Origin of the sequence: Streptomyces sp. NPDC048442 (assembly GCF_040651475.1) — a bacterium.
In the GTDB taxonomy this organism is placed as follows: Bacteria; Actinomycetota; Actinomycetes; order Streptomycetales; family Streptomycetaceae; genus Streptomyces.
This window is the reverse complement of sequence record NZ_JBEZKB010000006.1, coordinates 21,230-35,329: the sequence shown is the minus strand read 5'-3', so window position 1 is coordinate 35,329 and position 14,100 is coordinate 21,230. Positions and strand designations below refer to the sequence as shown.

13 protein-coding genes are annotated in these 14,100 nt (G+C 72.0%); 7 read left to right on the top strand and 6 right to left on the bottom strand.

The window, feature by feature from the left end:
- Positions 1–43: 43 nt before the first annotated feature.
- Positions 44–1,327 (bottom strand): glycosyltransferase family 87 protein, encoded by a 1,284-nt coding sequence (locus AB0D18_RS11325; protein WP_362415401.1) that lies wholly within the window; start codon positions 1,325–1,327, stop codon positions 44–46.
- A gap of 206 nt (positions 1,328–1,533) precedes the next feature.
- On the opposite strand from AB0D18_RS11325, the gene AB0D18_RS11320 reads away from it, so the two are divergent.
- Positions 1,534–1,698 carry a hypothetical protein gene (locus tag AB0D18_RS11320; RefSeq protein ID WP_362415400.1) on the top strand — a complete coding sequence of 55 codons (165 nt, stop codon included), beginning with the start codon at positions 1,534–1,536 and terminating at the stop codon, positions 1,696–1,698.
- A 61-nt stretch (positions 1,699–1,759) separates the two neighbouring features.
- Here AB0D18_RS11320 and AB0D18_RS11315 read toward each other — a convergent pair whose 3' ends face one another.
- Positions 1,760–2,833 carry a glutamate--cysteine ligase gene (locus tag AB0D18_RS11315; protein WP_362415398.1) on the bottom strand — a complete coding sequence of 358 codons (1,074 nt, stop codon included), beginning with the start codon at positions 2,831–2,833 and terminating at the stop codon, positions 1,760–1,762.
- Positions 2,834–2,957: 124 nt separating this feature from the next.
- On the opposite strand from AB0D18_RS11315, the gene AB0D18_RS11310 reads away from it, so the two are divergent.
- Both AB0D18_RS11310 and AB0D18_RS11305 read left to right on the top strand, forming a co-directional pair.
- Positions 2,958–3,734 carry a PTS sugar transporter subunit IIA gene (locus tag AB0D18_RS11310; RefSeq protein WP_362415396.1) on the top strand — a complete coding sequence of 259 codons (777 nt, stop codon included), beginning with the start codon at positions 2,958–2,960 and terminating at the stop codon, positions 3,732–3,734.
- A gap of 31 nt (positions 3,735–3,765) precedes the next feature.
- Entirely contained in the window at positions 3,766–5,331 is a 1,566-nt protein-coding gene (locus AB0D18_RS11305; RefSeq protein WP_362415394.1) for a PTS ascorbate transporter subunit IIC, read from the top strand.
- Positions 5,332–5,371: 40 nt separating this feature from the next.
- Here the strand turns inward: AB0D18_RS11305 and AB0D18_RS11300 are convergent, their stop codons facing one another.
- Positions 5,372–6,223, bottom strand: a complete 852-nt coding sequence (locus tag AB0D18_RS11300; RefSeq protein ID WP_362415392.1) for a carbohydrate-binding protein — start codon at positions 6,221–6,223, stop codon at positions 5,372–5,374.
- An 18-nt stretch (positions 6,224–6,241) separates the two neighbouring features.
- Positions 6,242–7,213: an AraC family transcriptional regulator gene (locus tag AB0D18_RS11295; protein ID WP_362415390.1), complete on the bottom strand. Its 972-nt coding sequence runs from the start codon at positions 7,211–7,213 to the stop codon at positions 6,242–6,244.
- A gap of 245 nt (positions 7,214–7,458) precedes the next feature.
- Between AB0D18_RS11295 and AB0D18_RS11290 the strand changes: the two genes are divergently transcribed.
- The 4 genes from AB0D18_RS11290 (at position 7,459) to AB0D18_RS11275 (ending at position 12,254) form a co-directional block, all read left to right on the top strand.
- Positions 7,459–8,187, top strand: a complete 729-nt coding sequence (locus tag AB0D18_RS11290; RefSeq protein WP_362415930.1) for a 2Fe-2S iron-sulfur cluster-binding protein — start codon at positions 7,459–7,461, stop codon at positions 8,185–8,187.
- A complete protein-coding gene (locus AB0D18_RS11285; RefSeq protein ID WP_362415388.1) occupies positions 8,184–9,173 on the top strand; it encodes a xanthine dehydrogenase family protein subunit M in 990 nt (329 codons plus the stop codon). Before AB0D18_RS11290 ends, AB0D18_RS11285 begins: the two co-directional genes overlap by 4 nt.
- 92 nt (positions 9,174–9,265) lie before the next feature.
- Positions 9,266–11,362: a xanthine dehydrogenase family protein molybdopterin-binding subunit gene (locus tag AB0D18_RS11280; protein ID WP_362415386.1), complete on the top strand. Its 2,097-nt coding sequence runs from the start codon at positions 9,266–9,268 to the stop codon at positions 11,360–11,362.
- Positions 11,363–11,537: 175 nt separating this feature from the next.
- Complete coding sequence (locus tag AB0D18_RS11275; protein ID WP_362415384.1) at positions 11,538–12,254, top strand: alpha/beta fold hydrolase; 717 nt, start codon at positions 11,538–11,540, stop codon at positions 12,252–12,254.
- Positions 12,255–12,295: 41 nt separating this feature from the next.
- On the opposite strand, the gene AB0D18_RS11270 is transcribed toward AB0D18_RS11275, so the two are convergent.
- On the bottom strand, positions 12,296–13,234 hold the full coding sequence (locus AB0D18_RS11270) for a YihY/virulence factor BrkB family protein (protein WP_362415383.1): 939 nt from the start codon (positions 13,232–13,234) through the stop codon (positions 12,296–12,298).
- A gap of 92 nt (positions 13,235–13,326) precedes the next feature.
- Complete coding sequence (locus tag AB0D18_RS11265) at positions 13,327–13,761, bottom strand: hypothetical protein (RefSeq protein ID WP_362415928.1); 435 nt, start codon at positions 13,759–13,761, stop codon at positions 13,327–13,329.
- Between the last annotated feature and the right edge of the window lie 339 nt (positions 13,762–14,100).

Here is a 14,100-nt window from a genome sequence, read left to right as displayed (position 1 = left end):
TATGCCAAAGGCCCTCGTGGAGCAGTGTGGGACCGGTACCGGGCTAGCGCCCCACCTGTTCCACCCGTCCCGCACGCCACAGCCGTACGGCGGACAGCGCTGCCGCCGCGACGAGCAGCAGATCCCGTACGAAGAGATTGGCGATCGCCAGCGGATCGGCGTCGTCCCTCAACTCCCGGTACAGCAAAGGGAATCCGAGCGTGGTGAAGAGACAGGCCACGAGAATCAGCACAGCCACCGGCCGCTGCGAGGTCTCCCGCCGCAGCAGACAGACGGCGGCCAGCCCCACCAGCCACACCAGATACTGCGGGCTGATCACCCGGCTGGTCACCACGAACAGCAGCACGGCCGTCAGCGCGGCGTCCGGCAGCAGCCACGGTGCGCTGCGCCGCGACTTCAGCCGCCAGTACAACAGCCAGCCGAGCGCCAGCACGGTCAGGCACTGCATCACCAGCGACACGGCCTCCACGCCGGGGCCGACGAACTCGTGCGACCCGTCCTTCGCCTTCCACGTCCCGCTCCAGCCGAGGTGGCGTGCCACGTGGAACGGCAGCGCACCCACCGACTCGATCTGGATGCCGCGCGACTTCTGGGCGGTGAGGAAGGAGAGCGCGTGCGGCATGGCCAGCGCGAACACGCCGAGGAGAACGACCGCGGCGACGGCCGCCGACAGCCAGGCCGTACGGGTGCGTCGGCCCCGCTCGGTGCCCGCGAGGAGCAGCACGGGCCACACCTTGATCAGCGCTCCGAGCCCCACCAGGGCGCCGAACACCCGGTCCGCCCAGGCCCGCTGCGAAGCGGCGACGGCCAGCGCGGCCATCGCCACCGCCGTCACCTGGAGGTCGAACCGGTTCCACGGCAGCGTCGACAGCACCGCCAGCGCCACGGTCCACAGCCACGCCCCGGCCAGTGAACGCCCGCGCCGCAGCGCGAGCCACAGCAGCCCCGCCGTCACCAGGGCGTCGGCCAGCGCGGCCGTCACGATGAACGCGGTCCCGTAGTCCAGCGAGGGCAGTACTCCGGGCGCAAGGATCGGCAGGGCGGCGCCCGGCGGATACTGCCAGCTCACGTCGTGCGCGGGGAACGTCCCCGAGGCCAGGACGTCGAACCAGCCCCGGTACACCTTGTCCACCGAGGGATCGAGCGTCCCGTCGCCGTCGAGCGGCGGGAGCTTGAGCGCGGCGGGTACCACCCACAGCCGGGTCAGCACCCAGACGACGAGCACGGCCCAGGGGGCGTTGCCGAGACGGCTGCGGATGCCGGTGCGGGCGGGGGATCCCGCGCGGGGCCCGGCGGGGGCGCGGGTGCTGCTGGTGCTGCTGGGCATCCCCGCACTCTACGAGTCCCGGGTGTGCCGAAGAACACCAGGTCAGGCGGCGGTGCATGCGGGGCGGCCGGTCGGGTACCTGCGGCGGTGTCCGTTCCGTACGACGATGGGACGTGACGAAAGAAGCGCGACGAAAGAAGCGTGACGGAAGAAGCACGACGAACGAAACACGACGGCAGAAACACCGCGAGAGAAGGAGACCGGCGATGGACCGACGCCAGGACGGCCCCGAGGAACAGCCTCCGGGGATCCCCCGCGACCTTCCCGACCAGCAGGCGGACCCCGGGGAGGACCCGTCGGCGGCGACGGACGACCCGGGGCGGGTGGATCCGGAGCCGCAGCAGGAGACACCGGAGGAGCCGACGGACTGACCTCGACCCCTCCGGAGTTCGGGGGCGCATGTCCGGAGGCCGTGCCCGGGGTGAGCACTGCTCACCCCGCCGTCCTGCGCGCGCACTCCTCCACCACCGCGCGCAGGTTCCCCGTCCTCCTCAGCAGTTCGCGCTGCACATGCGCCCCGTTGCCCCGGGCCAGCAGCACTTCCAGGTGTTCCTTGACGAGATCCATGTCCCCGCTGTCCCGCAGCGCCTCCGCCACGTGCGCGAGCAGCGCCCGTACGACCGTCTCGGCCGGGGCCGGCGTCAGGGTCAGCGGGTCGACCAGTTCGCCGCAGAGGCCGGAGCGGGCGGCGCGCCAGGAGGCCAGGCGTAATAAGCCCACCCCCGTACTGTCGGGCGGGCCGCCCGTGGCCCAGTCCCGGGCGGCCGTCTCGACCAGGGCGCGTACCAGCGCCGCGATCAGCACGGTGTCGTCCGCCTCCAGGCACACGTCCGGCACCCGCACCTCGACGGTGGGGTAGTGGCGCGACAGACGGGCGTCGAAGTAGATCATCCCCTCGTCGAGCAGGGTCCCGGTCGCGAGCATGCCCTGCACCTGCCGGTGGTAGTTCTCGGCGGACCCGAACTGCTCGGTGGCCCCGGTGGACGGCCACCGCCCCCACACCCGGCTGCGGTACGAGCCGTACCGGGTGTCCCGCCCCTGCCAGAACGGTGAGTTGGCGCTCAGGGCGAGCAGCGCGGGGAGCCACGGCTGAATCCGGTCGAGCACCGCCACGCCCTCGTCGTCGGAGTCGACCGAGACGTGCACGTGGCAGCCGCAGGTCAGTTGCTCCAGCGCGGTCAGCCCGAATTCCTCCTCCAGCCTGCGGTAGCGGTCTCCGGAGTTGATGGACGGGTCGACCGGCAGCGGGGACGTGGCCAGGGCCGCGAGTTCGGTGCCGGCCCGCCGCGCTCCGGCTGCGGCCTCCCCGCGCCAGCGGCGCACCTCGGCGGCCAGTCCTTCGATGGTGGTCCTCGGCCGGGTGGCGATCTCCAGTTGTTCCCGGTGCAGTTCCTTCTCCAGCGTGGATCCGTCGGGCAGTGCGGCCAGGACGACCCCGGACACCGCCCTCGGGGTCCCGTCGCTGTCGACCAGCAGAAGCTCTTCTTCCACTCCCACACTTCGCATGCGGTGGCCCTTCTCGATCATTCGGAAATCGGGCGATCCTGGCAGTGGCGGCACGGGTGCCCTCTTTCTCTACCCAGGTGCTCCGGCCGCGCCGCACGTTCACGACTGTGCAAATATCGGATCCATGTCGGCACTGAGTGATCTACTTCCGTCGGAAGCGGTACGACTCGACGTCCTCGTGGCGGACTGGAAGGAAGCCGTCCGCGATGCGGGCGAACTCCTCGTCGCCACCGGAGTCACCACCGCGGACTACACCGCGGAGATGATCCGGAATGTGGAGGAGAACGGTCCGTATATCGTCGTCGCGCCCGGTTTCGCCTTCGCGCACGCCCGCCCGTCGCCTGCCGTACTGCGAACCGGAATGTCCTGGCTGCGGCTCGCCGAACCGGTGGAGTTCGGGCACGAGAGCAACGACCCGGTGAACCTGGTGGTCGCCCTGGCCGCCGAGGACGCCGCCGCGCACACCGCCGCGATGGCCTCCCTCGCCCGGCTGCTCGCGGATCCCGAAACCTCACGCGCCCTGCACGAAGCGCCTACGCCACAGGCGCTGCACGCCGTGCTCGCCGGGCAGAGGGACGTACGCACCCCGGCGAAGAAGGCCCCCGCGGGGCCAGCGGTGCACAAGATCCTCACGGTCTGCGGCAACGGCGTCGGTACCAGTCTCTTCCTCAAGAACACCCTGGAACAGGTCCTGGACCGCTGGAAGTGGTCGAAGTACGTGAGTGTCGAGGCGACCGACACCATCTCCGCGAAGGGAAAGGCGTCCGAGGCGGTCGCCATCCTCACCTCGCGCGAGATCGCCAGGACGCTCGGCGACGTCGGCGTGCCGGTGAAGGTCGTCGAGGACTTCACCTCCACCGCCGAGGTCGACGGCGTGCTCCGCGACACCTACGACGTCTGATCACGGACCACTGCTCCCGGAGGCCCCGCACATGGACTGGCTCGTTTCCTTCGCGAAATTCCTCGTCAACGAGATTCTCAGCCAACCCGCCTACCTCATCGGCATCATCACCGCTGTCGGCCTGATCGCCCTGCGCAAGTCCGCGGGCCAAGTCGTGGGCGGAGCCATCAAGGCGACGCTGGGCTTCCTGCTGATCGGGGCCGGCGCAGGTCTCGTCGTCAGCTCCCTCGCCCCGCTCGGCGAGATGATCCAGGGATCGACCGGCGCACACGGCGTCATCCCGACCAACGAGGCCATCGTCGGCATCGCACAGGCCCAGTTCGGCGCCAGAGTGGCGTGGCTGATGATCGTGGGCTTCGCGGTCAGCCTGCTGCTCGCCCGCTTCACGCCCCTGCGGTACGTGTTCCTGACCGGGCATCACATGCTGTTCATGGCAACCCTGTTGACCATGGTCCTCGCCACCGCGGGACAGGGATCGGTCGCCGTGGTGATCGTCGGCGGCGTCCTGCTCGGCATCCTCCTGGTCGCCATGCCCGCCTTCGCGCACCCCTGGACCAAACGCGTCACCGGCAACAACAGCGTCGCCATCGGCCACTTCGGCACCGCCGGATACATCACCGCGGGCGCGGCCGGCCAGCTCGTCGGCAGGCGCAGCCGCAGCACCGAGGAAATGAACCTCCCCGAGGGCCTGCGCTTCCTGCGCGACTCGATGGTCGCCACCGCGCTGTCCATGGTCCTCATCTACATGATCATGGCGATCGTCTTCCTGATGAAGGTCGGCGAGGATGTCGCCTTCAAGGCCTTCGGCGACGGCGCCGGCGCCGAAAGTCTCGGCAACTACCTGATGAAGTCCGTGATGCAGGGCCTCCAGTTCGGCATCGCCGTCGCCGTCATCCTCTTCGGCGTCCGTACGATCCTGGGCGAGCTGGTCCCTGCTTTCCAGGGCATCGCCAACAAGATCGTCCCCGGCGCGGTCCCCTCGCTGGATGCGCCGATCGTCTTCCCGTACGCCCAGAACGCCGTACTCATCGGCTTCATCTCCAGCTTCATCGGCGGCCTGATCAGCCTCGGACTGCTCACCTGGATCTTCCACCCGGCCTTCGGCCTCGCCCTCGTCCTGCCGGGCCTTGTCCCGCACTTCTTCACCGGCGGCGCGGCCGGCGTCTACGGCAACGCGACGGGCGGGCGGCGCGGAGCCGTCGTCGGCGCGTTCCTCAACGGCGTCCTGATCACCTTCCTGCCCGCACTGCTGCTCAAGGTGCTGGGCGCCTTCGGCGAGGAGAACACCACCTTCGGCGACGCGGACTTCGGCTGGTTCGGCTCGATCGTCGGGAACGTCGCCAAGGTCGGCGGCGGGGGCGCGATCGTGCTGATGCTGCTGGTCGGGGCGGTCCTGCTGGTCGGTGCGATCGTGATGCAGAAGCGGGTCGTGGAGACGGGCTGGGACCCGGGCGCCAAGCGCGACGCCGCGCTCGGAGTCCACGCCCGGGTCACGGCCACCGCCCCGGACGGCGCCGCCGCGCCCACCGGAACGTACGCCCGCATCGCCCCGCCCGCCGGGGCCCCGCAGCCACCTCCGCGCCCCGGCGGCGAGTGACGTCCGGAGCGCGGAAGGGGCCAAAGGAGGGGGCGGTTCGCTAGGCGGCGCGCCAGAGTGCCGGTACGTTCGGCGGCTCCCAGCCGGGCCCCGCCGTGTGCGCCTGCAGACAGGTGTAGGAACGGCCGTTGTACGTCACCCGGTCGTTAGCCCGGTAGGTGGTGCCCGCCTTCCAGGTGCCGGACGGCGGCGGAGTGGTCGGCGGGTCGGTGGGCCCCGGCTCCTGCGGCACGTTCAGCACGAAGTCGTAACTCCCCTCCTTCGCAGGCCCGTTGGTGCGCATGGTCATCAGCAGCCGGGGATCGAAGATGCTGTCGGTGTTGTTGCGCGGCTCGCCGGGGAAGTACAGCTGGGTCGTCAGGACGGAGCGGCCCGGGGCCTGGACCTTGACGTGGATGTGCCGGGTGCGGCCGGGGTAGAGGCCGGGAACGATCGTCGTCAGGGTGAACGCGCCCTGGGCATTGGTGAATTGATGGCCCCGGAAGCGGTATGCGGTGTTGTCGTACGCCCCGTTGACGTCCGCCTGCCAGAAGTCGAGCAGGGCGTTCGCGATCGGCCGGCAGGCCAGCCCGAAGACGTAACCGGTGACGGTCAGCCGGGTGCCGGGCGGGTTCCCGTCGAGGAGCGAGGTGCGCAGCGGCGAGTTCGGCTTGAAGTACGGGCCCTCGGTCTGCTGCGGGGTCGGGTCGTCCCCGTCGTCGCACGACGGCGTGAGCTCCGGCGGGGCCTCGCCGCCCCGGGTGCTCCTGGCCAGCGCCGGTACGCCCGCGAGGACGGACGGCAGCGCCACACCGGCCGCGAGCGCGGCCCTCAGGACAGTCTTGCGGGACGGGGAGCGGGGGGAGGGAGCGGCAGGAGCGGGGGTCTGCTCTGCGGGGTCGTTCTGGTCCATCGCGGGGACGCCTCCAAGTCAGGCTGTACGAGGGGGAGTTGAGGTGTCCGGGTGGGCGGCCGGGCTCCCCTTTGAAGCTAGGCCGGGAACTGTGGGGTGCGCGAGGGACGGGATCCGGTGGTCGTGGTGCATTGCACCGCTGCCGCGCCGGAACTCGCCGGGGCTGATGCCCGTCTCCCGGCGGAAGAAGCGGCAGAAGTAGGCGGCGTCCGCGAACCCGACCGCCGACGCCACTTGACGTACCGTCAAATCGGTGCGGGCGAGCAGCCGTTTGGCCTCGTGGGTGCGGACCTGGCGCACCAACTGGCCCGGGGTGCGGCCGGTGCTCTGCTTGACCGCCTCGTTGAGATAGCCGACCGTCACGCCGAGCTGCCGCGCGCAGGACCGCACCGACCTCTCGCCCCCCGCGGCGCGCGACAGCAGAGTGACGAACTCCTGCGTCACCAGCCCCGGCCTGCCCACCGGCCCCGGCCTCGCGGGCGGCGGACCCGCGAGCCGGGAGGCACGCACGATCAGCACGTGCAGAAAGGCCCGCAGCACCGAGGCGAAACCGGCCTGTCGGCCGCGGTACTCGCGCTCCATGTCGGCGATCAGGTATGCGAAGGCAGGTGCGTCGTTCGGGCCCGGACTGAACCACGGCCGCTCGCCGAGCGCACGCAGCAGGGCGCGGTCGCCGGGATGGTCCAGGAGGAAGTCCTCGGTGAAGAGAATGACGCGACCGTGCAGATCGGTGGCGTTCTCCCAGTAGTGCACCTGCCCGGGGACCACGAAGCACAGGTGTGGCGGGTGCAGCTCCCACCGGGAGAGGTCGATGACGTGCGCACCACGGCCGCCCGTCACGAAGACGATCTCGTAGAACGTGTGCCGGTGCGGGAAGGAGGCCCGGGACAACGGGCCCACGGCATCGAACGAGCCGATGGCGAAGGGGAGTTGCTGGGGTGCGGGCACCTGGAGCCGGTGCAGGGGGACGGGGCTCTCCACGGTTTCCATCGGGTCCGCTCTCCTCTGTCCTGCGTACGGCAGTGGTCCGGACCAATGCACGATGCCATGCGGGGACGGTGGAGGGAACGGGGTGGTCCGGTTCACCGCGCCCGGCGCCGGCCGACATGCCGTGGCGAATGACCTGGCCCAGCCTGGACAGGCGGGACCATGACCCGCAGAGCCGCCGGCCTCCGTACGTACACGGGAAGAGGCCGGGCCGCATGCCGGACGAGACGAAGGGCGCACACGAACCCATGGGAACCGACGACCGCCAGCCCGAAGGTGCCCCGCCCGCAGGCACCCTGCCCGACGACGACCCGGTCGCCATCCGGTCGCGGATCACCCTCCACCTCAACGGCACGGACCGGTCGCTGACCGTCGACCACCGGTCCACCCTCCTGGACGTACTGCGCGAGGACCTCGACCTGACCGGAGCCAAGAAGGGCTGCGACCACGGCCAGTGCGGCGCCTGCACCGTCCTGGTCGACGGCAGGCGGGCCAACAGCTGCCTGCTGCCCGCCGTCGCCCAGGACGACCGGACCGTCACCACCGTCGAAGGACTCGCGGGGGAGGAAGGGGCGGATCTGCACCCCGTGCAGCAGGCGTTCCTGGAGCGGGACGCCTTCCAGTGCGGCTACTGCACGCCGGGCCAGATCTGCTCGGCCGTCGGCATGCTCGCCGAGGCCGGAGCGGGGCATCCGTCCGCCGTCACCCCGCCACAGCAGTCGCGGGAGCCGGCCGGCCGCCCGAACGGCCCCGCAGCCCTCGACCGGGACGAGATCCGCGAGCGGCTGAGCGGAAACCTCTGCCGCTGCGGTGCCTACCCCCAGATCGTCGCCGCCGTCGAGGATGCCCACGCGGCCGCCCGTACGACGGCAGGCCCGGCCCCAGGTACGACGGCAGGTCCGGCCCCAGGTACGACGGCAGGTCCGGCCACCGGTACGACAGGCAGTACGACAGCCGCTCGGGAGGCCCTGCGATGAAGCCCGTCGGCTACGTACGCCCGCAGAGCGTCGAGGAGGCTGCCGAAGCCCACGCGGGCCGCCCCGGCGCCCGCTACCTCGGCGGCGGCACCAACCTCGTCGACCTGATGAAGCTCGGCGTCGAGACCCCCGACCTCCTCGTCGACGTCAGCAGGCTGCCCCTGGACACCGTCACCGAACGCCCCGACGGCTCCCTGCACCTCGGCGCCACCGTCCGCAACAGCGACCTCGCGGCCCACCCCCTGGTCCGCACCCGCTTCCCCGTCCTCTCCCAGTCCCTGCTCGCGGGAGCATCCGGCCAGCTGCGCAACATCGCCACCACCGGCGGCAACCTCCTCCAGCGCACCCGCTGCACCTATTTCCAGGACCCCTCCAAGCCGTGCAACAAGCGGGAGCCCGGCACCGGCTGCGCAGCCCGCGATGGCGTGCACCACGACCACGCCGTGCTCGGCGCCTCCGCACAGTGCATCGCCACCCACCCCTCCGACCTGGCGGTGGCACTCGCCGCACTGGACGCGGTGGTCGAACTGCACGGCCCCGACGGCGAACGGACCGTGCCGGTCACCGAGTTCCACCGGCTGCCGGGGGACAGGCCCGACCGGGACACCGTGCTGCGGCACGGCGAACTCATCACCGCAGTCGCCCTGCCGCCGGACCACGCAGGGGTGGAGTCCGCGTACCGCAAGGCCCGCGACCGGGCCTCGTACGCCTTCGCGCTCGCCTCGGTGGCCGCTGTCCTCGACGTCCGGGACGGTGTCGTACGACAGGTGGCGGTGGCCTTCGGAGGGCTCGCGCACCGGCCCTGGCGCGCGATCGTCGCGGAGGCCGCACTGCTGGGCGAGGCCCCCACGGCGGACCGCCTCACCCGGGCGCTGGACGCCGAACTCGCGCAGGCCGAGCCGCTGCGCGACAACGCGTACAAGGTCCCGCTGGCCCACCGGATCGCCCACGAGGTACTGACGGAACTGGCCGCGAGGCAGACGTGAACCGCCCCCGTCCCCCTCGCGCCGCAGGGGCGTGAACCGCCCCCACCACCCGCACACCTCCGGTCCACACACCTCTGGAAGGACACCCCGCGATGCGCAACCCCCCGTCCGCGCTCGGCGCCCCCGCCGCCCGCCGGGAGGGCCGGGACAAGGTCACCGGCACCGCCCGCTACGCAGCCGAACACACCCCGCCCGGCTGCGCCTACGCCAGAGCGGTGCCGGCGACTGTCGCACGCGGCCGGATCACCGCCGTCGACGACAGTGCCGCGCTGGCCGTCCCCGGCGTACTCGCCGTCCTCAGCCCGCGCTCCGCACCCGCCCTGTGCAAGGCCGACGACCCGACCCTGTACCTCCTCCAGGACGACGACGTCCCGCACCACGGCTGGTACGTCGCCCTCGTCGTCGCCGACACCCCGGAGGCCGCCCGCGAGGCAGCGCAGGCCCTGCGCATCGAGTACGCCACCGAGCCGCACGACGTCACCCTCCGCGCCGACCACCCCGACGCCTACACCCCCGAGGAGGCCAACGGCGGCCACCCGGGGACCCGCGAACGCGGCGACGCGAAAGGGGCGTTCGCGGGCTCGGCCCGGCAGGTGGACGCCTCGTACTCCGTGGCGCCCCTGCACAACCACCCGATGGAGCCGCACGCCACCACCGCCCGCTGGGACGGCGACCGGCTGACCGTGCACGACTCCAGCCAGGGCGCGAGCACGGTCCGTAAGGTCCTGGCAGGACTGTTCGACCTGCCGGAGGAGAAGGTCACCGTCGTCTCCGAGCACGTCGGCGGCGGCTTCGGCTCCAAGGGCACGCCCCGCCCGCAGGTCGTCCTGGCCGCGATGGCCGCCAAGCACGTCGGCAGGCCGGTCAAACTCACCCTGTCCCGCAGGGAGTTGGCGGCAGTCGTCGGACATCGCGCGCCGACCCTGCACCGGATCAGGCTGGGCGCCGAGGCCGACGGCACGCTTGTCTCCGTCGACCACGACGTCACCACGTACACCTCCCGCATCAAGGAGTTCGTCGAGCAGGCCGCCGTGCCGGCCCGCGTCATGTACGGCTCCGCGCACAGCCGCACCACCCACCGCGTCGTCCCCCTCGACGTACCGAGCCCTTCCTGGATGCGCGCACCGGGGGAGGCGCCCGGCATGTACGTCCTGGAGTCCGCCATGGACGAACTCGCCGAGGCCGTCGGCCTGGACCCGGTGGAACTGCGCATCCTCAACGAACCGGAGAACGAGCCCGACAGTGGCAAACCGTTCAGCAGCCGCCACCTGGTGGAGTGCCTGCGGGAAGGGGCCCGCCGCTTCGGCTGGGCGGACCGCGACCCGAGCGTGCGTGCCCGCCGCGAGGGCCGGGCGCTGGTCGGTACGGGCGTGGCCGCCGCGACCTACCCGGTGATGGTCTCGCCGTCGCGGGCATCCGCCAGGGCGCTGCCGGACGGCTCGTATCTCGTACGGATCAACGCCACGGACATCGGAACCGGCGCACGCACCGTCCTCGCGCAGGTCGCCGCCGACGCGCTGGCGGTGCCGCTGGATTCGGTACGCACCGAGATCGGCAGCACCGACCTGCCCCCGGCGTCCCTTGCGGGCGGCTCGTCCGGCACGGCCTCGTGGGGCTGGGCCGTGCACGAGGCGTGCACGGCGCTCGCGGGGCGGCTGGCCGCACACCGGGGCCCGGTCCCCGCGGAGGGGCTGGAGGAGGTGGCGGACACGGCCGGCACGGCGGACGCGGAATCCCCGTACGCCCGGCACGCGTTCGGCGCGCACTTCGCCGAGGTGCGGGTCGACACGGTCAGTGGGGAGATCCGGGTGAGCCGCCTGCTGGGGGTCTACGCGGCGGGGCGCATCCTCAACGCCCGTACGGCGAAAGCGCAGTTCATCGGCGGCATGACGATGGGGATCGGCATGGCGCTCACGGAGGGCAGCCAACTGGACCCCGTCTTCGGGGACTTCGTGGAGCGCGACCTGGCCTCCTATCACGTACCGTGCCACGCGGACGTGCCGGACATCGAGGCGCACTGGGTCGACGAGGAGGACGGGCACCTCAACCCGATGGGCAGCAAGGGAATCGGCGAGATCGGCATCGTCGGCACGGCGGCAGCGATCGGCAATGCCGTCCACCACGCCACAGGCATCCGCTTCCGCGAACTCCCCCTCACCCCGTCCCACCTCCTCTCCGCAGGCCTCTAAACCCGAGCCCACCCCACCGTTCCATGGGCCCATGGGCCGCCCCGCCGTTCCATGGGCACATGGGCCGCCCCATGGGGCGGAACGGGTGGGCATGGGGCGGCCCCCGGCGGAGCCGTCCCTCTCGCTCCAGCCCGCGCTCGCCCCCGCCCGACCGACCCACCCCCTGGAGCCAGCGATGCATCCCCACGAGACAAAGGAGCCGACGCCGCTCCCCCACCCCCACCCCACCGCCGCCGCCCTCCTCCTCCACGGCGGCCGGGCCGACGCCCTGGAGCCCCCGTCCCCGCTGAACCTCCCCGGCCGCCGCCTGACCCCCTTCGCCCGCGCGCTCTCCCGCGCGGCCGGCGGCAGCCGTCTCGCCGTGCGCACCGCCGTCTACCGCCACCGGGGCTGGAACGGCGCCCGCGCCGACCCACTGCCCGATGCCCTGCGTGCCCTGGACGAACTGTCCGCCGAACTCGGCCCCGTCCCGGTGGCCCTGCTCGGGCACTCGATGGGCGGCCGCGCCGCCCTGCGGATCGCCGGACACCCGCAGGTCCTGGCCGTCGTCGGACTCGCCCCGTGGTGCCCGCCCGGCGAGCCGGTCGAACAGCTCGCCGACCGCGACGTCGTCCTGCTGCACGGCGACCGTGACCGTACGACCAGCCCGCGAGACACCCGGGACCTGGCCGCCCGCGCCCGCCGGGCCGGCGCCCGTACCTGCGTGGTGAACATAGAAGGCGGTGACCACGCGATGCTGCGGCGGGCCAGGACCTGGCACACGCTCACCGCGAAGGTCACCGCCGGACTGCTGGGATTCGTACCGCTGCCGCCGGAGGTGGACACGGCACTGCGGCTGCCTCCGGACGCAGACCCCGCGGACGGTGTCATCGGCACCGACCGGTACCGCTGACCGGAGACGGCCCGCCCGTCAGTCCGGCAACGGCCCGCCCGTCAGTCCGGCAACGACCCGCGCACCGTCCGCGGATGCCGCTGCTTGGGGCCCCGCCCCTCCAGCCTCCGCAGCTCCACGTTGAACTGCGCCCCCGCCAGCAGCGACAGGTTCGCGAACCACACCCAGACGAGGAACACGATGATCCCGGCGAGCGACCCGTAAAGCCTGCTGTAGCTGGCTATGTGCGTCGCGTAGAAGGCGAATCCGGCCGACGCCGCCAGCCACAGGAACGCCGCGAACACCCCGCCGGGCAGCGCGCGCCGTACCCCCTTGGCGACGGCCGGACCGGTGTGGAACAGGATCATGATCAGCAGGGTGACCAGACAGCCGAGCAGCGGCCACTTCAGCCCCGACCACACCGCCTCGCCCAACTGACCGATCCCCAGCCGGTCGGCGAGAGAGCGCGCCATCGGCCCGGTGATCACCAGCGCCGACGCGCTCGTCAGCAGCAGGAGCAGCAGGCAGGCGGCGGTCACGAGGATGACGTGCGCCTTGCGCAGTGCCGGCCGGGCGTCCCGTACGCCGTGCATGGCGTGCATCGCCCGCCGGAACACCGCCAGATAGCTCGACGCCGACCACAGCGAACTCACCGTCCCGGTGACCAGCAGGATCCATACCGCCGACGTGCCCTGCACGGCCTTCTGCAGCGCCTCGCGCAGCGCCGCGCCCGACTCGGCGGGAGCCACCGACGCGATGTCCCGGATCAGCGACTGGGTCGCGTCCGGGTTCGCCAGCCCGATCAGGGTGACCGTCACGAGCAGCGCAGGCACCAGGGCCAGGATCGCGTAATAGGTGAGCGCCGCCGCCCAGTCGGACACGTCGTCGTTCCACACCGAGACGGGGGTGCGCCGCAGGGCGGTGCGGTAGCGGGCCGCCCTGCCGGGAGCGGGCGGTGGGCCGCTCCGGTCGGCCGGCGGTGCGGTGGGCTCACTCGGCATGGTGCGTTCTTCCGTGGCGGGGGCGGGTGTCGGCTGCGCCTACCTTCTCACCTCGGTGTCGTGCTTCCTCCCCGTGTGATGCGGTACGTGCATCACACAGAGGGAACGTTTCGCCGCGCCGACGCCCCGCGCCCCGATTCGCCGTGCCCCCGCGCCCCGCGCCGCGACTCCCTGCGCAGTGCGATCGCGGTGGCCAGCGCGCCGATGCCCTCCCAGATTCCCACACCGAGGAATCCGGCCGGAGCGCGGCCGGTGACCACGGCGAGGGTGAAGACGGTGAAGGTGACCAGCCGGAACGGAACGGTCCAGCGGAAGAACGCCCTCCAGTCGGCGAGCGCGGCCAGCACGTAGTACACGCCCATGTTGACCGCCGCCATCGAGGAGGCGGTCAGGAACATCAGGGTGTGGTCGCCGTCCGCCCGCGCCCCGCTCGGCACCGGTGGGAATCCCATCAGCGCGAGCTGGGCGTCCGGGGCGACGAGTCCCACCACGCCGAGCGCCGCGGCAAGCAGGCCGAAGACCGCCATGGTCCAGCCGGAGGGGGAACGGGGCAGCCGCGCAGAGGTCTTCACAGAGGTCCTTCGGAAGTGGAGCGGAGTTGATCAGCCCCCATAACTACCTTGTGCCGCAGTGGCCTTGGCAGTCGGGGGCCGCCCAACGATCCCGCGCCTACCCCCCAACGCGCTTGCTGGCGGCGGAACTTCAGCGAAACCTCCTTCGACGCGTTGCCGTACGCGTCGACCGCGAGACGGCCTTCGCCCCGGTCTTCACCGGCCGACAGCGGGCGGCGGTCGGTGAAGGCCGGGGCGACCTTGTTGCGGTGGGCGCTCGTGTACGTGAAGCCGTCCCTTGTCCGGCTTCCGGGC

What these genes read in the sequence shown, in the direction of transcription:
- AB0D18_RS11325 (WP_362415401.1), bottom strand. Translation starts at nt 1,327, where the DNA reads ATGCCCAGCAGCACCAGCAGCACCCGCGCCCCCGCCGGGCCCCGCGCG.
- AB0D18_RS11320 (WP_362415400.1), top strand. Translation starts at nt 1,534, where the DNA reads ATGGACCGACGCCAGGACGGCCCCGAGGAACAGCCTCCGGGGATCCCC.
- AB0D18_RS11315 (WP_362415398.1), bottom strand. Translation starts at nt 2,833, where the DNA reads ATGCGAAGTGTGGGAGTGGAAGAAGAGCTTCTGCTGGTCGACAGCGAC.
- AB0D18_RS11310 (WP_362415396.1), top strand. Translation starts at nt 2,958, where the DNA reads ATGTCGGCACTGAGTGATCTACTTCCGTCGGAAGCGGTACGACTCGAC.
- AB0D18_RS11305 (WP_362415394.1), top strand. Translation starts at nt 3,766, where the DNA reads ATGGACTGGCTCGTTTCCTTCGCGAAATTCCTCGTCAACGAGATTCTC.
- AB0D18_RS11300 (WP_362415392.1), bottom strand. Translation starts at nt 6,223, where the DNA reads ATGGACCAGAACGACCCCGCAGAGCAGACCCCCGCTCCTGCCGCTCCC.
- AB0D18_RS11295 (WP_362415390.1), bottom strand. Translation starts at nt 7,213, where the DNA reads ATGGAAACCGTGGAGAGCCCCGTCCCCCTGCACCGGCTCCAGGTGCCC.
- AB0D18_RS11290 (WP_362415930.1), top strand. Translation starts at nt 7,459, where the DNA reads ATGGGAACCGACGACCGCCAGCCCGAAGGTGCCCCGCCCGCAGGCACC.
- AB0D18_RS11285 (WP_362415388.1), top strand. Translation starts at nt 8,184, where the DNA reads ATGAAGCCCGTCGGCTACGTACGCCCGCAGAGCGTCGAGGAGGCTGCC.
- AB0D18_RS11280 (WP_362415386.1), top strand. Translation starts at nt 9,266, where the DNA reads ATGCGCAACCCCCCGTCCGCGCTCGGCGCCCCCGCCGCCCGCCGGGAG.
- AB0D18_RS11275 (WP_362415384.1), top strand. Translation starts at nt 11,538, where the DNA reads ATGCATCCCCACGAGACAAAGGAGCCGACGCCGCTCCCCCACCCCCAC.
- AB0D18_RS11270 (WP_362415383.1), bottom strand. Translation starts at nt 13,234, where the DNA reads ATGCCGAGTGAGCCCACCGCACCGCCGGCCGACCGGAGCGGCCCACCG.
- AB0D18_RS11265 (WP_362415928.1), bottom strand. Translation starts at nt 13,761, where the DNA reads ATGGCGGTCTTCGGCCTGCTTGCCGCGGCGCTCGGCGTGGTGGGACTC.